This is a genomic window from Deltaproteobacteria bacterium (assembly GCA_016875225.1).
GTDB lineage: Bacteria > Myxococcota_A > UBA9160 > SZUA-336 > SZUA-336 > VGRW01.
The window spans coordinates 17,005-37,469 of the sequence record VGRW01000030.1 but is presented as its reverse complement, the minus strand read 5'-3'; the positions used below and the strand labels follow the sequence as shown (position 1 = coordinate 37,469).

Sequence of the window (20,465 nt, the reverse complement as noted above, 5' to 3'; positions counted from 1 at the left end):
ACTCTGTCTGCACAGGTCGACCCTTTCTGTTGGCCCGTTTTGTCTTGCAACTCAACGGTTAACAGAAGTCAGCCGGCCTGTGCTCGTTTGAGTGGTGAGAAATCCAGGCTAGCCCTCGGGCCGTGCCGATCCGTCGCTGCGGAACCGCTCGATCATTTCGGAGGGGATCCGGCGCGGGCGCTGCGTCTTCGCGTCGACGTAGGCCCAGGTGGTGATCGCGGCCACGAGCAAGGCCCCGTCCGAGGCGCGCGTGAAGCGCGAGTGGCGGATGCTGCGCGCGCCGCTCATCGCCTCGACCCAGGTCTCCTCGACGATCTCCTCGCCGGGAAGCGCGGAGCGCTGGTAGTCGATCTCGTGGCGGCGCACGATCCAGACGGCCCCTTGCTCGCGCAGCGTAGCGTTGTCGGAGCCGCGGCGGATCGCGTGCGCGCCGGCCAGCTCGCCGACGAAGCCGAGCCAGCGCACGTTGTTCACGTGGCCGAGCTCGTCGCAGTCGGCGGCCTCGATGATGCGCGTGCGCCTGAAGACGGCTCCGCTCATTCCGCTTCGAGAAGCAGCGCCGCGCAGTAGTCGCGATACGGCGACGACGGCATCGCCGCGACCGCGCGCTCGAGTCCGGCCGCGTCGATGAAGCCCTGCCGGAACGCGATCTCCTCCGGGCAGGCGATCTTCAAGCCCTGCCGCTGCTCGATGGTGGCGATGAAGTTCGCGGCCTCGAGCAGGCTCTCGTGCGTGCCGGTGTCGAGCCAGGCGATGCCGCGTCCCAGACGCAGCGCGCGCAGCTCGCCGCTCTCGAGATAGCCGCGGTTCAGATCCGTGATCTCGAGCTCGCCGCGCGCGGAGGGCCGCAGGCGCTTCGTGCGCTCGACGATCGTCGCGTCGTAGAGGTAGATGCCGGGCACCGCCAGATTCGAGCGCGGACTCGCGGGCTTCTCGACCAGCGAGAGCACCTTCCCGCTCTCGTCGAACTCGACCACGCCGTAGCGCTCCGGATCGCGCACCGGATAGCCGAAGATCACCGCGCCGGTGCGGAACTCGCGCACGATCTCGTCCAGGCGCATTCGCCCGTAGAAGATGTTGTCGCCCAGGATCAGCGCGACGTTTCCGCCGTCGATGAAGCGCTCGCCGACCAGGAACGCCTGCGCGATCCCCTTGGGCTCGGGCTGCACCGCGTAGCGGATCTGCAGGCCCCAGAGGGAGCCGTCGCCGAGCAGGGACTGGAAGCGGGGCACGTCCTGCGGCGTGGAGATCAAGAGGATCTCGCGGATTCCCGCGAGCATCAGCGTCGCGATCGGGTAGTAGATCATCGGCTTGTCGTAGACCGGCTGCAGCTGCTTGCTCGCGACCTGCGTGAGCGGGTGCAAGCGCGAGCCGGCGCCGCCTGCCAGGACGATCCCCTTCATGCGCACCTCTCCTGCTCGGACGCGGGCATGGTAGCAGGCGACCTGCGCGACACTCGCGCCGGTCAGCCGAGGAGCTTCGCGATCTCGTCCGCGGACAGGCCGGCTTCGCGAAGCAGCTCGGCGGAGTCCGCGCCGAGCTCCGGCGCCGGGCGATTCGCGGGCATCGGGAACGCGGACATCAGGAAGGGCGTTCCCACGCCCGTAAACGCGCCCACGCGCGGGTGCTCCACCGTCGGCAGGTAGCCCATGTCGCGTGCCTGCGGGTCCGCGGCCACCTCGTCCAGTCGGCGCACCGCGGACCAGATGATGCCGGACGTCTCGAGCGCCTGCTCCCAGTCCGCGAGCGAGCGCGAGACGAAGATCGGGTCGAGGATCTCGACCAGCGCGCGCGAGTTCTTGTAGCGCTCGACCGCTCCGGAGAAGCGCGGGTCGGCGATCAGGTCCTCGCGCCCGAGCGCGCGACAGAGCGGTGCCCAGTATCGGATCGAGTCGATCATCACCAGCATCAGCCAGCGCTCGTCCCGGGTCGGGTAGAGGTTCCAGAGCGGATTGCGCGGCTGCTTGCGGTCGTGCATCGGCGGGCTCTCGCCGGCGACGAGAACCTGCGCGAGGTCGTTTCCCTGGATGTACAGGCCGATCTGCAGCAGCGACACTTCGATCGCCTGGCCGACGCCGGTGCGGTCGCGCACGCGCAGCGCGGCGAGGATTCCGCAGACGAGCGACATGCCGGCGGCGTGATCGCCGGTTCCCGGGCGGAGGAACGCCGGCGTCGCATCCGGCGCGCGCAGGATGTCCATCATGCCCGTGCGCGCCCAGTAGGCGGTGTAGTCGAACGCGGGCCGGTCGGCCTCGTCCCCGCGCGTTCCATAACCGTTCAGTGTCGCGTGGACGAGCCCGGGGCGGCGCGCGCGAAGGGTCGCGGGATCGAGGCCGAAGCGGAGCTGGCGCCCGGGGAGCAGGTTGGTGAGGAGCACGTCGGCGCGATCGATCACGCGCAGGAGCGCGTCGCGCGCCTCGGGCCGGGACAGGTCGAGCGCGAGCGAGCGCTTGCCGCGATTGTCCATCTCGAAGGCGGGCGAGACGTCGATGTCGCTGTCGAACCCGTTCATCCGCGGACGGGTGTGCCGGTACAGCTCCCCCTCGGGCACCTCGACCTTGATCACCTCCGCGCCCAGATCCGCGAGCAGCGCCCCCGCGGATGGCGCGGCGACGAAGCTCGCGACCTCGACGACCCGGATTCCCTCGAGCGGTGCGGTCATCGCCGGACCCTCACACCCGGGGGCGCGAGGTGTCAAGGAGCGTGCTATAACGCCGCCCATGGCGAAAAAGGGCGCGCGCGAGAAGATCAAGCTGGAGAGCACCGCGGGTACGGGCTTCTTCTACACCACCCGGAAGAACAAGCAGAACACCCCGGACAAGCTCGAGATCAAGAAATTCGACCCGGTCGCGCGCAAGCACGTCGTCTTCAAGGAAGCGAAGCTGAAGTAGGCCTGCGCGCGGGCGTAGAATCCCGCGCATGGACTTCAGCCAGGACGCGGACTACCAGAGCATCAGCTCCGAGGCCGGAAAGCTCGCCGGCGGCTTCGACGACGGCTACTGGCTCGAGCACGACGAGAAGAAGCTCTTCCCCTGGGAGTTCTACAACGCCTTCGCGGCCGCGGGCTGGGTCGGCGTGCTGGTCCCGGAGGCCTACGGGGGGGCCGGGCTCGGCGTGATGCACGCGGGCGCGCTGCTGCGCGCGGTGGCGGGCAGCGCCGGGGCGATGAACGCGGCCTCGACCCTGCACCTGTCGATCTTCGGCATGGGCCCCGTGATCCATCACGGCTCCGAAGCGATGAAGCGCAAGTACCTGCCGCCGACCGCGACCGGCGAGCTGCACGTCTCGTTCGGGGTGACCGAGGACGACGCCGGCACCGACACCTCGCGGATCCGCACCTTAGCGCGCCGGGACGGCAGCGGCTGGGTCGTGAACGGCAAGAAGGTCTGGAACACCAAGGCGCAGCAGGCGCAGAAGATCCTGCTGCTCGCGCGCACGACGCCGCGCGAGGAGTGCAAACGCCGCCTGGACGGGATGACGCTGTTCCTGGCCGATCTCGACCGCGCGCACTGCGAGATCCGCGAGATCCCGAAGCTCGGGCGAAACGCGGTGAACTCGAACGAGGTCTTCATCCACGATCTGCCGGTCTCGAACGACGACGTCGTGGGCGAGGTCGGGCGCGGCTTCTACACGCTTCTCGACGGCATCAACCCGGAGCGGATCGTGATCTCGGCCGAGGCGTGCGGGATCGGCTTCCGGGCGCTCGAGCGGGCGATCGCGTACGCGAAGGAGCGCGTGGTCTTCGATCGGCCGATCGGGCAGAACCAGGCGATCGCGCACCCGCTGGCCGACTCCTACAGCGAGCTGGTCGCGGCGGAGCTGCTGTGGCAGAAGGCGGCCTGGACCTACGATCGCGGCGAGCCGGCCGGCCCGCTCGCGAACATGGCGAAGGTCCGCTGCGCGGACGCGTCGTTCCGGGCCTGCGACCGCGCGCTGCAGACGCTCGGCGGGTTCGGCTACGCGCGCGAGTACCACGTCGAGCGCTACTGGCGCGAGGCGCGGCTGATGCGGATCGCGCCGATCTCGCAGGAGATGGCGCTGAACTTCGTCGCCGAGCACGTGCTCGAGCTGCCGCGCTCGTACTGAGTCGCTTGACCCTCTCCGGCAGGCTGAGTAAGTTGCCTACTCCCGTCGGGCCCGGGGGTTGAGAACGGACGACCATGCGGTGGACCACCCTCGACCGGCCGCGCTCGGATTAGCCGCATGCCCCCACCGTCCGACCTCGCTCGCAGCACGGCTCTCGGCGGCGGAATCGCGGCCGGGGTGCTCGCGTTCCTCGCTTGGTGCCTGGTCGTCTTCGGCGCGCTGGTTCGCGCTCACGGCGCCGGCCTCGCGTGTCCGGATTGGCCGCTCTGCTTCGGCGAGCTGATCCCCGAGTTCGACTTGCAGGTCGCCTTCGAATGGGGCCACCGAGCCATGGCAGGAGCGCTATCGGTCGTGCTCGTCGGGCTGGTGGCGTTCGTCCTCAGGGTGCGCGAGCTGCGCGCGCGCTTCGGCCCGACGATCGCCGCCATCGTCGGACTGCTCGTCGTGCAGGTCGTGCTCGGCGGACTCACCGTCCTGCTCGGGCTCGCGCCGTGGACGGTGACCGCGCACCTCGTGACGGGGAACTCCTTCGTGGTGTCGCTCGCCTGGCTCTCGGGCGGGCTGCGCGAGTTCGCCCGGCCTGCGCCGGTTCGACGCGCGGAGCTCCCGGGCGCGGTCGAGAAGCTCGTCGCGCTCTGCGCGCTCGTCCTGCTGGTTCAGTTCGTGCTGGGCGGGCTGGTCTCGAGCCACTACGCGGGCCTCGCCTGCGCGACCTTTCCGCTCTGCAACGGTGACTCGCTCGCGCCCTCGCTCGCGGGGCCGATCGGCTTGCACGTCCTGCATCGCCTGAACGCGTATCTGCTCGGCAGCGCGTATGCGCTGCTCGCCTGGCGCGCGCGCCGCTCCGAGCGCGTCGGCCGCCTCTCGGCGCTCGCGCTCGGGATTGCGATCTCGCAGGTGGCCGTCGGCGTCGCGAACGTGCTTCTCGAGGTTCCGCGCGAGATCACGGGCCTGCACTCGGCACTGGCGACCGCGCTCGCGCTCGCGACCGCGATGCTGGTGCGCGAAGCGCTGGCGGCGCGACTCATGGGATCGGCGAGCGCGCAGGTCGCGTCCCGCCGTCCGCGAGCGCTCGAGGGTGCGCGGTGAGCGCCGCGGCCGAGTACTTCGCGCTGACCAAGCCGCGACTGCTGCCGCTCGTGCTCTTCTCGGGCGTTCCCGCGCTCTTCATGGCGCAGGGGCGTTGGCCGTCGTTCGAGCTCGCCGCGCTGACGCTGCTCGGCACGGCCCTCGCGGCGGGCGCCGCGAACTCGCTGAACAGCTACCTCGAACGGGATCGCGACGCGCAGATGGAGCGCACGCGAACGCGCCCGTTGGCCGCAGGAAGGCTCGACCCGCGCCGCGCGCTCGCCTTCGGGCTGGGGCTCTCGTGTCTCGGAACGGGGCTGCTCTGGATCGCCTCCGGACCGGCTGCCGCATCCATCGCGCTGGGCGCGATCCTGTTCTACGTGTTCGTGTACACGCTCTGGCTGAAGCCGCGCACGCCGTTCGCGGTCGTCGTCGGTGGGGTCGCGGGCGCGATCGCGCCGCTGATCGTCGACGCGGCCGTGAACGGCTACGTATCTGCGGCCGGCTGGCTGCTCTTCGCGATCATCTTCATCTGGCAGCCGCCGCACTTCTACGCGATCGCGCTGCATCGCCGCGCGGACTACGCGGAAGCGCGGTTCCCGATGCTTCACGATCGGATCGGCGAGGACGCGACGCGAACGCGGATCGTGCTCTGGATCCTCGCGCTCGTCCCCGTGACGCTCGCGCCCGTCGCGCTGGGACTGCTCGGCTCGACCTACGCGGTGATCGCGGGCGCGCTCGGGCTGTGGTTCCTCGGCGAGGCGCTCGTGCTGCGGCGCCGCCGCGATCGCGACAGCGCGCGCCGCACGTTTCTGGTCTCGCTCGTCTACCTGCTGGGCACGTTCGCGGGGATGATCGGCGATCTGGTCTGGCGCAGCGTCGCGTGAGCTGCGTCGGCGTCGTGAACGACGAAGGCATCCGCGATCTGATCGCCTTCATCCGAAGGCTCTCCGGCACCTGAGCGGCCCCTGCCGCTACCTCGGCCAGTCGTTGGTCCGGCAGTTCTTCGCGTCGATCGCGCTCACGACCTGCAGGTAGCCGGGCCAGCCGAAGAACGGGATGAAGCCGAGCCAGAACTTCTTCTTCGGAATGCCATTCCAGCCCTGTCCGGAGTTCTTCATCTCGCCCAGGCCCGGATGCGCGATCGACATCCACATGGCGCCGTTCCCGTTGCAGACGGGCTCCGCACGGGTCTGCGCCTCGGCGGGCGCCGCGAACGGCAGAGCCGCAAAGGTCGCCGCGAAGAGGAGCGACACCGCGGCGGATCGGGTTCTCGCGAAGAGTCGGCTGGTCATCGGATGGTCCCCCCATCGGCTCGGGCCCGAAGGCCCGAGCCGGGAATGTGACCGCCGCAGGATGCACGACCCCCGACGTTCGCGAAAGGCCGCTCGCCCTACGAGAGCTGCGCGGCGCTGTAGCCCAGGATCTCGCGCGCGATGATCAGGCGCTGGATCTGGCCGGTGCCTTCGTAGATGTCGGTGATGCGGCAGTCGCGGAACCACTTCTCGAGCAGGAACTCCTGCGAGATCCCCATCGAGCCCAGGATCGCGATGCAGCGCTGCGTCGCGGTGCGCGAGATCTCGCCGCCCTTGGCCTTGGCGATCGACGCTTCCAGGTTGTTGGGCTTGGCCTCGCCCGAAAGCCAGGTCGCGTGCAGCACGTCGAGCATGGCGGCCTCGATGTCGGCCTCGATCTCGACGAGTTGCTGCTGGATCGCGGACCGGGCGTGCGGGCCGGCGCTCCAGTCCACCTCGACGCCTTCCTTGGCGAGCGCCTCCTTGGTGAAGTCGAGCGCGGCCTGCGCGATGCCGAGCCCGATCGCGGCGACCGCGGGGCGCGTCATGTTGAAGGTCTTCATCACGCCCTTGAAGCCGCCGCCGCCCTGGCGAGCGACCTTCTCGTCACCGCCGAGCAGGTGGTCGCGCGGGATGCGGCAGTCGCGGAACACGTAGGCCGCGGTGTCGTCTGCGCGGATGCCGAGCTTCTTCTCCTTGTGTGTGACCTCGAAGCCGGGCGTGCCCTTCATGACGATGAAGCTCTTGATGCCGCCGCGACCCGCCGACTTGTCGACCGTGGCCCAGACGACCACGCCCTCGGCGCGACACCCGGTGGTGACGAAGATCTTCTCGCCGTTCAGCACCCACTCGTCGCCGTCGAGCACGGCCGTGGTCTGCACCGCCTTGGAGTCGGAGCCACAGCCCGGCTCGGTGATCGCCATGGCGAGCGTCTTGTCGCCCCAGCGCTTCTGCTGCTCGGCCGATCCCGAGGCGCGAAGCGCCGCGTTGCCCAGCCCGCCGGTGCCGCGCCGCATGCGCACGGTGTAGTCGCCCCAGGTCTGGCCGGCGCTGATCAGCATGCTCATCACGCCCATCGACGTGTCGAGGTCACCGCGCCCGGCCAGGTAGGCGAACGGGTTCTTGAAGTCCCTGGCCTCGGGCAACTCGTCTGGGGCGAACTCCTCCTCGTGCTCGTCGTAGTAGCGGGCGTAGTTGCGGCAGATCAGCGCCTCGCTGCGCACGGCCGCGAGGACCTTCTCGTCGTTCTCGGTGAGGGTGAAGTCGATCATCTCTGGTTCTCCTGGGCTCTAGAGCGCGCAGACGGCTTCGTTGACCGTCAGGGCGCGGGCGTTTCGGTACCACATCTCGACCGGGTACTCGCGGATGAAGCCGTGGCCGCCGAAGACCTGCAGGCCGTTGTCGGCGATCTTCATGACCTCGCGGTTCACGTAGGTCTGCGCGAGCGTGGTGGCGCGGGTCGCGTCGAGGCCGTTCTCGAGCTGGCTCGCGGCCTTCCAGACCAGATGGCGCATCGAGCTCACCTCGATCTGCATCTCGGCGAGCATGAACGCGATCGCCTGCTTCTGGGCGATCGGCTGCTCGAACGCGATCCGGTCCTTGGCGTAGGGGATCGCGAGCTCCATCACCCCGCGCGCCAGGCCGAGCGCCAGCGCGCACGACGCCGCGCGAACGCTGTTCACCAGCCGCGCGCCGTCGATTCCCTTCTCGCCGCCGAGTCGCGCTTCGGCCGGAACCTCGACGCGGTCGAGCGTGACCGAGAAGCGCGGCAGGCACTGGAAGCCGAGCGTGCGCTCGGCCGCGGGCGCGATCGAGAGGCCCTTGGCGTCTCGCGGGACGATGAAGGCCTCGAGGCCCGCGAGCCCGTCCCGGGCGCCGCGCGCGACGACGAGCAGATGGCTCGCCGATGCTGCGAGCGGGACCAGGCGCTTCGCCCCGGTGAGCGAGAAGCCGGTGCCCTTGGGCTCGGCAACCGTGCGCAGGTTGCCGGGATCGAACGTGAAGTTCGGCTCGAGCAGCGCGAGGGTCGCGGCGTGGAACTTCGAGCCGGTGAAGAGCGGCAGGTACGCCTGCTTCTGCTCGTCGGTGCCGAAGTCCAGGATCGGCTGCACGAAGAGCGCCGGCGTCATGGCCGCCGCCGCGAGCGGCGCGTCGCCCCAGCCGAGCTCTTCGAGCACCAGCGCGTTGGTGATCGGCGAGCGACCGATTCCGCCCCCGCCGTAGGACTCGGGAATTCCGCCCGCGACCAGGCCGAGCTCCCAGCTCTTCTGCAGCAGCTCTTCGGGCAGCTCGTGCTTCTCGTCGCATGCCCGCGCGATCTCGCGCATCTCTCCGGCCGCGAACTCGTGGACGGTCTGCCGGATCAGTTCCTGCTCTTCCGTCGGTCCGAATGAAATCATGGGCTGTCTCCTCGTTCCTTACGCTTTGGGGTGTAGGGCTGGTGGAAATACCAGGCGATCGATCCGCCTTGTCCGTCCTTGGTGAGTCGGCCCTCGCTGTACGCCTCGCGGTCGTCCATCAGGCCGATCGCGAGCAGCGTCCAGTCGCGGGCGTCGGCCGTGTAACGCACCTGCGCGCGCGGCGCGTAGCCCTCGTGGACACGGCAGGCGCCGTCGTCGATCTCGACCACCCAGACGCCGCCGCCCTTGCCGGTGAGCCGCAGCTCGTAGGTGATTTGCACGTCGCGCGCGCGATCCTCGCGCAGCAGGAAGGGCAGGGCTTCGACCACCGAGGCGGGCGTGGTCTCTTTGAAGGGGCCGGTCTCGTTCATGAAGTGGCGGACCCACCAGAGCGCGATCTCGCGCACGATCGGCTCGAGCGTGCGGCCCAGGTCGGTCAGGGCGTAGAGCGATCGATTTCCCTCGGGGACCGCGTGCACCAGGCCGCGCTCGGTCATCTGCCGCAGCCGGGACGAGAGGATCCGCGGCGCGATCGCGCTGCGCTCCTTCAGCTCCTGGAAGCCGCGTGGACCGCCCATCAGGTGCCGAACGAGCACGAGCGTCCAGCGGTCACCGATCAGATCGAGTCCGCGTCCGACCGGATCGAAGAGCGGCGCTAGGGGGGTGGGTTCGCGTTCCGAGGGCATACTCGAATTCGGATCTTTGCAGAACTTCGATGAGTATTCAATCGGTACTTGGATCAATACCCTGAAACCCAGGAGCCGGCCGGGAGGTCGCATGGGATAAGATCGGCGGCAGTGCGCGGGCTTGCGCGAAGGGGACGGGATGCGGATCGGGCTGATGGTAGGAGCGACCGAGGGGCCGGACGGCACTCTGGACGGACTGGTCGCTGCCGCGAAGCGCTACGAGGCTGCAGGCTTCGACAACCTGTGGATGGCCAACATCTTCGGCCTCGACGCGATCAACGCGCTCGCGATCGTGGGCCGCGAGACCAGCCGGATCGGCCTGGGCACCGCGGTCGTTCCGACCTACCCGCGCCACCCGGTCGCGATCGCGCAGCAGGCGCTGACCACGCAGGCCGCGTCGAAGGGGCGCTTCTCGCTGGGCATCGGCCTCTCGCACAAGATCGTGATCGAGAACATGTTCGGCTTCTCGTACGAGAAGCCCGCCCGACACATGAAAGAGTACCTGGAGGTGCTCGCGCCGCTCTGCCGCGGCGAAGGCGTCGCCTTCCAGGGCGAGCAGTACAAGGTGGCGGCGCAGCTCCAGGTCCCGGGAGCGACGCGCGTCCCGATTCTGGTCGCTGCGCTCGGCTCCGTGATGCTGAAGCTCACCGGCCGGCTCGCGGACGGGACGATCACCTGGATGACCGGCCCGAGGACGCTCGAGACTCACATCCTCCCGACGCTGCGCGAGGCCGCCAAGCAGGCGGGCCGGCCCGAGCCGCGGGTCGTTGCGGGATTTCCGATCCTGCTCACGAACAAGCCCGCGGAGGCGCGGGAGAAGATCGGCAAGGCGCTGGTGATCTACGGCCAGCTTCCGTCCTACCGGGCCATGCTGGACCGCGAGGGCGCCGCCGGACCGGGCGATGTGGCGATCGCCGGCGACGAGGCGCAGCTGCGGCGCGAGATCGCGCGCCTGCGAGAGATCGGCGTGACCGACTTCGACGCTGCGATCACGCCCGTCGAGGACGGCGCGTACGAGAGAACGCTCGCCTTCCTGACCAGCGAGCTCGCGGGGGCGCGGCGATGAGCGAGCCGGCGGTCCTGTACGAGGCGAAGGACTTCATCGCGACGATCACGCTGAACCGTCCCGAGAACCGCAACAGCATGACCGAGGACGTGTTCGAGGGCCTGCGCGCGAGCATCGCCCGCGTGAAGGAGGACCCGGAGCTGCGCTGCGTGATCATCACCGGTCGCGGCAAGAGCTTCTGCGCGGGGGCCGACTTCAAGACCGGTGTGCAGCGAGACGGCGGCGCGACGCGTACGCTGCTTCCGAACGAGCGCTCGTTCAACATGTACAAGCCGTTCCTGTCGATCCTCTCGATCGAGATCCCGGTGATCGGCGCGCTGCAGGGCCACGCGATCGGCGGCGGCTTCGGGCTGGCCGTCGTCTGCGACATCCGCGTCGGTGATCGCGACGCGCGCTACGGCGCGAACTTCACGCGGCTCGGCATCCACCCGGGAATGGCGACGACCTACATCCTGCCGCGCCTGGTCGGGCTGCCGCGCGCCGCGGAGCTGCTCTTCACCGGGCGGATCGTCTCGGGCGCCGAGGCCGCGGAGATCGGCATCGTGAACCACGCCGTGCCCGAGGCCGAGGTCATGCCGCGCTCGCTCGAGCTCGCGCGAGAGATCGCCTCCGCCGCGCCGATCGCGGTGCGCTGGACCAAGCGCTCGCTGTACCGGAACTGCGACTGGGATCCGGTTCCCGCGGCCGAGAGCGAGGCGCAGCTGCAGTCGCGGACCTTCGAGACCGAGGACTCGAAAGAGGGCGTCGCCGCGCTGCTCGAGAAGCGCACGCCGGTCTTCAAGGGGCGCTGACGCGTCCGTCGCGCTCAGGTCGACAGCTCGCTACCGAGCGCTGGCGCCTCGACGCCCGAGCGATCCTCGACCCAGAGGCTCAGCAGGAACGCGAACGCGGAGACGAAGGTCACGATCGCGCCCAGCACCAGGAAGGCGTCCTGCGTCGCGAGCGACTCGTCGCGGAAGAGAAATCCCGCGGCGACCGCGCCGGCGTTCCCGCCCGCGCCCACGATTCCCGTCACCGAGCCGAGCGCGCGCCGATTCAGGAACGGAACCACCCCGTAGGTCGCTCCGTTCGACATCTTCACGAAGAGTCCGACGACGAGCAGGGCGGGAATCGCAAGCCAGAGCGCATTCGCGCGCGAGAACGCGAGCAGCGCGAAGCCCTCGAAGAGCAGCAGCAGGCCCAGCAGGGTCGCGCGCCCGGTTACGCCCCGCGAGCTTCCGACTCGATCCGAGAGCCAGCCGCCGAGCGGGCGCGCGAACAGGTTCATGGCGCCGAAGCCGGCTGCGACCGCGCCGGCTTGGGTCAGATCGAGCTCGAAGCGGTCGAAGAAGTACAGCGCGGCCACGTTGTCGAGCGTGAGCTCGAGACCGAAGCACGCGCCGTAAGCGACGAACAGCGCCCAGACACGAGGATCGCGAGCGGCGCTCGAGAAGCTGCCGCCCGGTGCCCCGCGAGATCGGCCGGCCTGCAGATCCTCGAAGTTCCCCTGCGGCGTGTCCTGCACGCCGCGGGCGTACAGGACTCCCATCACGAGCATGGCGACGCCGGGCGCGATCATTGCCAGCCTCCAGCCCAGTGCCGATTCGACGCCGGCGCTCACGAGCAGTCCGAGAGCGAGCGGCATCAGCAGCTGCGCTGCGCCCCCACCGAGATTTCCCCAGCCCGCCGCAGTTGCGTTCGCCGTTCCCACGACGTTCGGCGCGAACATCAGCGAGGTGTGGTACTGCGTGACGACGAACGAGGCGCCGATCGCGCCGATCGCCATGCGGAGCAGCAGGAAGCTCTCGTAGCTCCGCGCGAGTCCGATCGCCATCACCGGCACGGAGCCCAGCACGAGCAGCGCCGAGTAGATGCGCCGCGGCCCGAAGCGATCGAGCAGCCGACCGGCCAGAAGCCGTGCCAAGAAGGTCAGCGCGACCGAGGCGATCACGCTGGTTCCGATCTGCTGCCGGCTCAAGCCCAGATCCCCTCGTATCAGCGGCATGAGCGGCGCCACCGCGAACCACCCGACGAACGAAGTGAAGAACGCAAGCCAGCTCATGTGGAACGCCCGCATCGGCGGGCTCGAGAAGTTCGCGAGCTCGATGCGCGTGGCTCGGTCTCCCGATTCCATCTCAGCCTCCGTCCGGACGTCCGCTGGCGGTACTCGCGCGCGGGCCCGCCGGCACCTCGATCCAGACCTCGTCTCCGCGAAGCTCGACCGGGTAGGTCGGGACCGCGTCGCAGTTTCCGGCGGGTGAGGCCGCCGAGCCGTCCTCGACGTCGATCTTCCAGCCGTGCAGCGGGCAGGTGACCTGCCGGCCCGCGAGGATTCCGTCGGCGAGCGGACCGTTTGCGTGAGGACAGCGCGCGTGCGTCGCGTGCACCTCCCGCGGGCCGCTGCGGAATACGGCGATCTCGCGCCGGCCGACGCGCACGGCGCGACCTTCGCCGAGCGGCAGCTCGTCGAGCGCCGCGACCCTGACGAAGCCACGTTGGCTGGGAGGCGCGACGGCCGGAAGCTCCTCGAACTGGTGGGAGGTCGCGGGTCGTTCTCCCTCGCTCGACCACGGCTCGATCGCGATCGCCCGGGAGCGCTGGAAGCGCTCGAGCAGGGCGGCGCGCACCTCCCCGGGAGCGTCGACCGTCTCTGAGCGGATCCGGCTGATTCCAAGCCGTTCGACGAAGTCGTAGGTTCGTTCGAGATACTCCGCGTTCTCGCGGTAGTACTGAAGGAACAAGTGAGTCGCCTCGAGCGCTCCGACCTCGTGCTCGACGCGCACGAGCAGGTCGGCCTTGCGAACGCGCATGCCCGCGGCGCCCCCCACGTACACTTCCCAGCCGCCCTGGATCGCCATCACTCCGATGTCCTTCACGGTGACCTCCGCGCAGTTTCGCGGACATCCGGTGACACCCAGCTTCACCTTGTGGGGCGTGTGGAGCCGCTCGGTGCTCTCCTCGAGGCGTACTCCGAGGCGCGTGGAGTCGCCCACTCCGAAGCGGCAGAACTCGGTGCCGACGCAGGTCTTCACCGTGCGAACCGCTTTCGCGTAGGCGTGGCCGCTCGGCAGGCCCAGATCGCGCCAGATCGATGGCAAGTCCTGCTTGCGCACTCCGAGCAGGTCGAGCCGCTGTCCGCCGGTGATCTTCACCATCGGCACCGCGTACTTCTCCGCGACATCGGCGATCTTGCGCAGCTCGGCGGCCGAGGTGATCCCGCCGCGAATTCGCGGCACGACCGAGAACCGGCCGTCCTTCTGGATGTTCGCGTGCACCCGGTCGTTCACGAAGCGGCTCGCGCGCTCCTCCGTGTGTCCGCCCTGCCAGACCTCGTCCACCAGGAACGAGAGCGCGGGCCGGCAGGTGGCGCAGCCCGCGTCGTTGCCGTAGACGCGAAGCACTTCGGAGACGCTGCGCAGATTCTGGTTGCGCAGGCCGCGTCGTAGATCCTCCTTCGTGTGAGGCACGCACTCACAGAGAAGCTTCGGACCGGTCGGGCCACAGGCGCCGCCCGTGACCACGCGGATCAGCGCCTGACAGGTTCCCGCGCAGCTTCCACACGAGGTTGAAGCGCGAGTCGCGCGCCGGATCTCGACGAGCGTGGTGGCCCCGGCTTCGATCGCGGCGACGATCGAGCCCTTGGTCACTCCCATGCATCCACATACGATGTCGCCCGAGGCCAGCTCGGCCGCGGCCGTCGCTTCGTCCGCTTCGGCCGCGGCGGTGGCCGCGCCCGCGGCCAGCGAGCCGAGCAGGAGCGACCGGCGTTCCGTCTCGTCGCGAACCGGCACGCCCTTCGCGACCAGGTTCACGAGTCTCGGGCCATCTTCGATCTGACCCATCAGGATCGCCCCGACCACCGCGCCGTCTTCGATCAGCACCTTTCGGTACAGGCCGGCCCCGCTGTCCTCGACCCGCAGCGCCTCGCTCGCGCGCGCCTCCGGAGACGGAGTGAATCGCCCGACGGAGAGCAGGTTCACTCCGGCGACCTTGAGCTTCGCGTGGACGAGCGAACCCTGATAGGGCTTCGATTCGTCGCCGTTCAGGGCGTGCGCGAGGCAGACGCCCTGCTCGTAGAGCGGCGCGACGAGGCCGTAGCAGCGACTGCGGTGTTCGACGCACTCACCCACGGCGAAGATCGCGGGGTCGCTGCTGCGCAGGAAGTCGTCCACGACGATTCCGCGCTTCACTTCGAGACCGGCGTCACGCGCGAGCTCGACACGCGGTCGGATTCCGGTTGCGATTACGACAAGATCTGCATCGAGCGTCTCGTCGCCCTCGAGCACGACGCGCGCGACTCGACCGCGCTCGCCCTCGCCCTCGATCCGGAGCGTCTTGCGTTCGAGCAGCACCCGCACGCCCAGACGCTGCATCGCGTCGCGAAGCAGAGCTCCGGCAGCGGCGTCGAGCTGCTGCTCCATCAGCCACGGCATCAGGTGGACGACGCAGACTTCGACCTTGGCCTTGGCGAGGCCACGCGCTGCCTCGAGGCCGAGCAGACCGCCCCCGATCACGACTGCGCGTCTCGCGCGGCGTGCCTCGGCTAGAATCGAGCTGGTGTCCTCGAGCGTGCGGAATACGTGCACCCCCGCGCGCCGCACGCCGGCGATCGGCGGAACCGTCGCCTCCGATCCGGTCGCGAGCAGCAGCCGGTCGTAGGCCGTCTCCGCACCAGAGTCGTCGCGCACGAGACGGCGTTCGCGGTCGACGGACACTACGCGAACGCCGGTGCGTGGCGTGACCTCGCGCTGCGCGTACCACGACGCGTCGTGCGTGATCGTCTCCTCCAGGCTGCATTCACCGGCGAGCAGCGTCGAGAGGAGAATCCGGTTGTAACCGAGGTGCGGCTCGTCTCCGAACACGGTCGTTTTCCACGACGGGTCGCGCTGCAGGATCGCGTCGAGGCAGGCGAGTCCGGCCATGCCGTTTCCGACCATCACGAGTCGGCGTTCCGTCACGCTCCATCCTCCGGCGATCGGAGCGCGCGTACCCGCACCGCGCAGTGCTTGAGCTCCGGCTGTTTCGAGATCGGATCCAGCGCCGCGTGCGTCAGGTTGTTCGCGGACTTCTCGGGACCGTCTAGCCTGGTCCAGTGAAACGGCAGGAACACCGTTCCGGGCGAGATCTCCGAAGTGACTCGGACCTGCGCTACGACCTCGCCTCGGCGTGACCGGATCTCGGCGAAGCCTCCGTCGACCACTCCGACGCGTCGGGCGTCGCTCGCGTGCATCTCGAGGATTGGCTCCGGAGCCCGGTTCTCGAGATTGCGCGACCAGCGGGTGCGCGTGCGCGTATGCCAGTGCGGCCCCAGCCGGCCGGTCGTGAGCACCAGCGGGAACTCGTGACTGGTCGGCTCGGCGGGCGGATGCGGCTGCACTGCTTCGAGACGGGCCCGTCCGCTCGCGGTGGCGAAGCGCACCTCGTAGCGCCGTTCCGATCCAGGGTGCTCCCCGGACGGGCAGGGCCACTGCAAGGGCCCGGAGGCGAGGCGCGCGTGCGTGACGCCCGAGAGGTCGCAGGTGGTTCCGGCCGTCAGAGTTCGGAACTCGTCGAAGATCTCGGCGGCGCTGGGCCAGGCGAACGATGCCCCGAAGCCTAGCTCGTGCGCGAGCAGCGCGAGCAAACGCCAATCCGGCAGCGCGTGGCCCGGCGGCTCGACCGCCTTGCGGTGGAGCGTTACGACACGCTCGCTGTTCGTCATCACGCAGTCTTTCTCGGCCCATGCGGCGGCCGGCAGCACCACGTGCGCGAGGTCGGTCGTGTCGGTCGGGAAGAACGCGTCTTGCACGACGACGAGCTCGGCGCGGCGCAGACCTCGACGGGCGCGCTCGAGATCCGGAAGCGACGCGGCTGGGTTCGTCGCCAGGATCCAGATGGCGCGAACGCTGCCGTCCTCGAGGCCCGCGAAGATCTCCGTGGCCGTGCGGCCGGGCCGTTCCGGCAAGCGCTCGACGGGAACCTTCCAGTGCTTCGCGACGGTGTTTCGATCATTCGCATCGCTGAGGCTGCGGTGACCCGGCAGCAGGCCCGCGAGCGCGCCGACCTCTCTCCCCCCCATGGCGTTGGGCTGGCCCGTGAGCGAGAGTGGCCCGCAGCCGGGGCGGCCCACGTTCCCGGTGGCCAGGCACAGGTTCAGTATCGCGGCGTTCTTCGCGGTGCCGTGCGAGCTCTGGTTGGCTCCCATGGCCCAGAGCACCACGGCCTTGCGCGAGCGCGCGAACGTGCGCGCGGCGTCGACGATCGCGGCCGAAGGCACGCCGCAGAGCTCCTCGGCGACCTCCGGCGTCCAGCTCTCGACGGCATCGCGCACCGCGGCGAAGCCCTCCGTTCTCCGCTCGAGGAACGGCTTGTCGACGTGCCCTTCTCGAATCGCGATGTGCAGCATCGCGTTCAGCAGCGCGACATCGGTTCCAGGGCGCAGCGAGAGGTGCGAGTGCGCGATGTCGCAGGTTTCGGTCCTGCGGGGATCGACGACGATCACGCGCACGGTCTCGGGTGCGGCGTCGAGCCGCTTCGCTACGCGTCGGAACAGCACCGGGTGGCAGTCGGCGAGGTTGGCGCCGACGATCAGGAAGACTTCCGCCTCGTCGATGTCGGCGTAGCTTCCCGGTGGAGCGTCCGCTCCGAAGGCGCGCTTGTACCCGGCGACGGCGCTGGCCATGCAGAGCCGCGAGTTCGTGTCGAGATTGTCAGTGCCGAGGAAGCCCTTCACGAGCTTCGCGAGCGTGTAGTAGTCCTCGGTCGAGAGGTGCCCCGAACCGTAGAAGGCGATCGCGTCCGGACCGTGAGCGTTTACGATGCGGCGCAGCTCGGCAGCGGCTCGCGCGACCGCGGTCGCGACGCTCGTCTCGGCGAAGCGTCCCGAGGCGCGCGTTCGAATTCGAGCGCGATCGGCCCGACCCTCGCGTGCGACGGTTGGCGGCAACGCCGCGGCCTTCATGCAGACCTCGCCGCGGCTCGAGCGATGCTCGCGGTCTCCCCGGACCTTCAGCACGCGCCCGCCCGCTACGCTTACGGACAGGCCGCAGCCGACCCCGCAATAGGGGCAGCCGGTTCGGATCGATGTCTCCGACGCGAGCGGTTCGTCCATTCGTCTCGACCCGGTGCAATCACCGTACCGGCGAAATGGAGCGCCTCGCGGCGAAGCGGCTCGATCGGTCTCGGGGATCTGCGTCGAGACCGTGCAACGAGTGCACGCGAGCTGAGCAGCGGTCGGTTGCTCCGATGCGGTATCGCGCGCGACACTCGCTCCATGCGCGAGCGCGCGATGCTCACGGGCTCGGTTCTGGCGTATTTTCTCGTCGGCTACTTCGCGGTCGGATTTCTCGCCAGCGACCCCGAGGGCGCTCGCTCGCTCCGGACTCCGCTCGACGCCGCCATTCCGTTCCTGCTCGAATCCGTCGGCGTCTACTGGTCGATCCTGCCGATGAGTCTGCTGCCGATCTTCGTGGTGCGGGATCCGGTCGTTTTCCGCCGCGTGGCGCTCGCGTACGCGCTTGTGATTGCGCTGGCGCTCGCCGCTTTCCTGCTCTTCCCCGTCACCTCGGTTGGCCTGCGCCCGGATGTGCGGCTGTATGCCGATGCAGGCTTCGCGGGCTGGCTGCTGCAGCTGCTGTACTTCCTGGACCCGCCCTTCAACCTGTTCCCGTCGCTGCACCTCGCTCTGGCGCTACTCGCGGCGCTCGCGGCGTGGCGGGTGGACCGGCCGTCGGGCGCGGCCGCGCTGGCCTGGACCGCCTGCATCGCCGCATCCGTCTGCACGACGAAGCAGCACTACGCGGTCGACGTCGCCGCGGGTCTGCTGCTCGGCGGACTCGCGCATCGCGCATGTGTCGCGCCTCGCGCGGCTGCGAGTGCCGAAGCGGAGAGCTTCGGGGCCGTCGGTCTCTTGCTCTTCGGCGCGCTCGTCGCGGCGTTCTACTCGGGTCTGTACGCCGCGTACCTCGCCGGGGTCGCTCCGTGGGCATGGGCGATCGGATAGACTCGCGCGCATGAAGGAGCGTCCGACGTCGCGAGCGCAGCAGAGGACCGCGCGCGTCCCCGACGGGCGCGCCGAGCGGATCGCACGCCTGGCCGGGCTGGTCGCGGGAATCGCGGGCGAGTCCGCCCTCGAGCTCCTGCGCCGCGCGACGGGAGCGGGCGAGCGCGACGGCTCGCTGCTCATGACGAGCGCGAACGCCGCGCGGATCTCCGAGACGCTCGCGGATCTTCGCGGCGCGGCGATGAAGCTCGGCCAGCTGCTCTCGCTCCAAGGCGAGGGGATGCTGCCGCCTCGACTTCGCGAGGCGCTCGCGCAGCTGCAGAGCCACGCGCATTTCATGCCCGAGGCGCAGGTCCGGCAGGTTCTCGCGCGCGAGTTCGGCCGCGGCTGGAAGAGCCGCTTCGCGGAGTTCGACTTCGAGCCGCTGGCCGCGGCTTCGATCGGCCAGGTACACGCGGCCACCGCGGGCGACGGCCGCGACCTGGCGCTGAAGCTGCAGTACCCCGGGATCGAGCGCAGCATCGACGGCGACGTCGACAACCTGGTGCTGGTGCTGCGCGGCCTGCGGCTGGTGCCTGCGGGCCTGGACCTCGATCGGGTGATTCCCGAGCTGAAGGAGGAGCTGCGCCGCGAGGCGGACTACGCGCGCGAGGCGCGGAGCCAGGCGCAGTACCGCAACCTGGTCGGCGACGATCCGGCCGTGCTGGTCCCGTGCGTTCACGCGGATCTCTCGACGCGCAGCGTGCTGGCCTCGGACCGGGTCCGCGGGCTACCGCTCGAGGACCTGCGCTCGCCCGAGCATCCGCAGAGCCGCCGCGACGAGGTGGGCGCGAAGCTGCTCCGGCTGGTCTTCCGCGAGCTCTTCGAGTTCCGCTTCGTCCAGACCGACCCGAACTTCGCGAACTACCTGTTCGAGCCGAAGCACGAGCGAGTGGCGCTGCTCGACTTCGGCGCCGTGCGCAGCTACTCGGCGCACTTCACCGGGCGCTACGCGGAGCTGATCCGCGCCACGATCACGCGCGATGCGGAGCGGGTCGAGGAGCTTGCGAGCGCGCTCGGGCTCCTGCGCGGAGACGAGGCGCCGGAGGCTCGTTCGGCCTTCAATCGCCTCTGTGAGCGCGTCGCCGAGCCGCTGCGGCGCCCGGGGCCGTACTCCTTCGCGGGCTCCGAGCTCGCGCGCGAGGTGCGCGAAATCGGAATCGACGCCTACACGCGCCGGGGTCTGCGCGCGCCGCCGACGGAGCTGATCTTCCTGCACCGGAAGCTCGCCGGAACCTACCTGCTCCTCGCGCACATCGGAGCGCGCGTCGATTGCCGCGCGGTGTTCGAGGAGTTCGCTGCTTGAGCGCTCGTTGCCCGTGGGCCGACAAGGACCCGCTCTACATCCCCTATCACGACGAGCAGTGGGGCGTGCCGCTCCACGACGACCGCGGGCTCTTCGAGATGCTGATCCTGGAGGGCGCGCAGGCGGGCCTCTCCTGGCTCACGATCCTGCGCAAGCGCGAGGGCTATCGGCGCGCCTTCGACGCTTTCGATCCGGAGCTCGTCGCAAGCTACACCGAGAAGCGACGGGCGCAGCTCCTCGCCGACCCGGGAATCGTGCGCAACCGCCAGAAGATCGACGCGGCGATCGGGAATGCGCGTGCCTTCCTGGACGTCGTCTCCGAGTGCGGCAGCTTCGACCGGTACCTCTGGGACTTCGTCGCTGGACGGCCGCGGGTGAATCGCTTCCGACGCATCGCCGACGTTCCGGCGCACACCGCGGAGTCGGACGCGCTCTCGAAGGATCTCTCCGCGCGCGGCTTCAAGTTCACCGGCTCGACCATCTGCTACGCGTACATGCAGGCGGTGGGCATGGTGAACGACCATCTCACCAGCTGTCCGCGCCACGCAGAGCTCGCCTGA

At 69.6% G+C, this 20,465-nt stretch carries 18 protein-coding genes and 1 pseudogene; 9 read left to right on the top strand and 10 right to left on the bottom strand.

Annotation, left to right across the window (positions count from 1 at the left end):
• Positions 1 to 108 precede the first annotated feature (108 nt).
• The 3 genes from FJ108_09530 to FJ108_09520 form a co-directional block, all read right to left on the bottom strand.
• Positions 109 to 540 (bottom strand): acyl-CoA thioesterase, encoded by a 432-nt coding sequence (locus tag FJ108_09530; GenBank protein MBM4336141.1) that lies wholly within the window; start codon positions 538 to 540, stop codon positions 109 to 111.
• Complete coding sequence (gene rfbA, locus FJ108_09525) at positions 537 to 1,403, bottom strand: glucose-1-phosphate thymidylyltransferase RfbA (protein MBM4336140.1); 867 nt, start codon at positions 1,401 to 1,403, stop codon at positions 537 to 539. The genes FJ108_09530 and rfbA overlap by 4 nt, the downstream gene beginning before the upstream one ends.
• A 62-nt stretch (positions 1,404 to 1,465) precedes the next feature.
• Positions 1,466 to 2,722 (bottom strand): CoA transferase, encoded by a 1,257-nt coding sequence (locus FJ108_09520; protein MBM4336139.1) that lies wholly within the window; start codon positions 2,720 to 2,722, stop codon positions 1,466 to 1,468.
• Between FJ108_09520 and rpmG the strand changes: the two genes are divergently transcribed.
• The 4 genes from rpmG to cyoE all read left to right on the top strand — a co-directional run bounded on the left by rpmG (position 2,721) and on the right by cyoE (position 6,041).
• The gene (rpmG, locus tag FJ108_09515) at positions 2,721 to 2,891 is read left to right on the top strand and encodes a 50S ribosomal protein L33 (GenBank protein MBM4336138.1); all 171 of its coding nucleotides are present in this window, start codon (positions 2,721 to 2,723) and stop codon (positions 2,889 to 2,891) included. The two genes, FJ108_09520 and rpmG, sit on opposite strands and share 2 nt — an antisense overlap.
• A gap of 28 nt (positions 2,892 to 2,919) precedes the next feature.
• A complete protein-coding gene (locus FJ108_09510; GenBank protein ID MBM4336137.1) occupies positions 2,920 to 4,086 on the top strand; it encodes an acyl-CoA dehydrogenase in 1,167 nt (388 codons plus the stop codon).
• A 117-nt stretch (positions 4,087 to 4,203) separates the two neighbouring features.
• Positions 4,204 to 5,175: a hypothetical protein gene (locus FJ108_09505; GenBank protein ID MBM4336136.1), complete on the top strand. Its 972-nt coding sequence runs from the start codon at positions 4,204 to 4,206 to the stop codon at positions 5,173 to 5,175.
• A complete protein-coding gene (cyoE, locus tag FJ108_09500) occupies positions 5,118 to 6,041 on the top strand; it encodes a protoheme IX farnesyltransferase (protein MBM4336135.1) in 924 nt (307 codons plus the stop codon). The genes FJ108_09505 and cyoE overlap by 58 nt, the downstream gene beginning before the upstream one ends.
• 87 nt (positions 6,042 to 6,128) lie before the next feature.
• Here the strand turns inward: cyoE and FJ108_09495 are convergent, their stop codons facing one another.
• The 4 genes from FJ108_09495 to FJ108_09480 all read right to left on the bottom strand — a co-directional run bounded on the left by FJ108_09495 (position 6,129) and on the right by FJ108_09480 (position 9,627).
• Positions 6,129 to 6,449, bottom strand: a complete 321-nt coding sequence (locus tag FJ108_09495; protein MBM4336134.1) for a hypothetical protein — start codon at positions 6,447 to 6,449, stop codon at positions 6,129 to 6,131.
• Between the two features lie 98 nt (positions 6,450 to 6,547).
• Positions 6,548 to 7,720: an acyl-CoA dehydrogenase gene (locus FJ108_09490; protein MBM4336133.1), complete on the bottom strand. Its 1,173-nt coding sequence runs from the start codon at positions 7,718 to 7,720 to the stop codon at positions 6,548 to 6,550.
• 18 nt (positions 7,721 to 7,738) lie between these two features.
• Positions 7,739 to 8,848 carry an acyl-CoA dehydrogenase gene (locus FJ108_09485; GenBank protein ID MBM4336132.1) on the bottom strand — a complete coding sequence of 370 codons (1,110 nt, stop codon included), beginning with the start codon at positions 8,846 to 8,848 and terminating at the stop codon, positions 7,739 to 7,741.
• Positions 8,845 to 9,627, bottom strand: coding sequence for a hypothetical protein (locus FJ108_09480; GenBank protein MBM4336131.1), 783 nt, complete (start codon positions 9,625 to 9,627; stop codon positions 8,845 to 8,847). The genes FJ108_09485 and FJ108_09480 overlap by 4 nt, the downstream gene beginning before the upstream one ends.
• Positions 9,628 to 9,673: 46 nt before the next feature.
• On the opposite strand from FJ108_09480, the gene FJ108_09475 reads away from it, so the two are divergent.
• The gene (locus tag FJ108_09475) at positions 9,674 to 10,600 is read left to right on the top strand and encodes an LLM class F420-dependent oxidoreductase (GenBank protein MBM4336130.1); all 927 of its coding nucleotides are present in this window, start codon (positions 9,674 to 9,676) and stop codon (positions 10,598 to 10,600) included.
• Positions 10,597 to 11,391: an enoyl-CoA hydratase/isomerase family protein gene (locus FJ108_09470; GenBank protein ID MBM4336129.1), complete on the top strand. Its 795-nt coding sequence runs from the start codon at positions 10,597 to 10,599 to the stop codon at positions 11,389 to 11,391. Before FJ108_09475 ends, FJ108_09470 begins: the two co-directional genes overlap by 4 nt.
• Positions 11,392 to 11,405: 14 nt before the next feature.
• On the opposite strand, the gene FJ108_09465 is transcribed toward FJ108_09470, so the two are convergent.
• From FJ108_09465 to FJ108_09455, 3 genes and pseudogenes are all read right to left on the bottom strand, one after another.
• Entirely contained in the window at positions 11,406 to 12,713 is a 1,308-nt protein-coding gene (locus FJ108_09465) for an MFS transporter (GenBank protein ID MBM4336128.1), read from the bottom strand.
• Positions 12,714 to 13,125: 412 nt separating this feature from the next.
• Positions 13,126 to 15,516 (bottom strand): annotated as a pseudogene (locus tag FJ108_09460) (NAD(P)/FAD-dependent oxidoreductase).
• A gap of 17 nt (positions 15,517 to 15,533) precedes the next feature.
• Positions 15,534 to 17,669 carry a nitrate reductase catalytic subunit gene (locus FJ108_09455; GenBank protein MBM4336127.1) on the bottom strand — a complete coding sequence of 712 codons (2,136 nt, stop codon included), beginning with the start codon at positions 17,667 to 17,669 and terminating at the stop codon, positions 15,534 to 15,536.
• Between FJ108_09455 and FJ108_09450 the strand changes: the two genes are divergently transcribed.
• Genes FJ108_09450 through FJ108_09440 form a run of 3 tightly spaced genes read left to right on the top strand, consistent with a single transcriptional unit; the run spans position 17,544 to position 20,465 of the window.
• Entirely contained in the window at positions 17,544 to 18,560 is a 1,017-nt protein-coding gene (locus FJ108_09450) for a phosphatase PAP2 family protein (GenBank protein MBM4336126.1), read from the top strand. The genes FJ108_09455 and FJ108_09450 overlap by 126 nt on opposite strands.
• A gap of 10 nt (positions 18,561 to 18,570) precedes the next feature.
• Complete coding sequence (locus tag FJ108_09445; protein MBM4336125.1) at positions 18,571 to 19,905, top strand: AarF/ABC1/UbiB kinase family protein; 1,335 nt, start codon at positions 18,571 to 18,573, stop codon at positions 19,903 to 19,905.
• The gene (locus FJ108_09440) at positions 19,902 to 20,465 is read left to right on the top strand and encodes a DNA-3-methyladenine glycosylase I (GenBank protein MBM4336124.1); all 564 of its coding nucleotides are present in this window, start codon (positions 19,902 to 19,904) and stop codon (positions 20,463 to 20,465) included. Before FJ108_09445 ends, FJ108_09440 begins: the two co-directional genes overlap by 4 nt.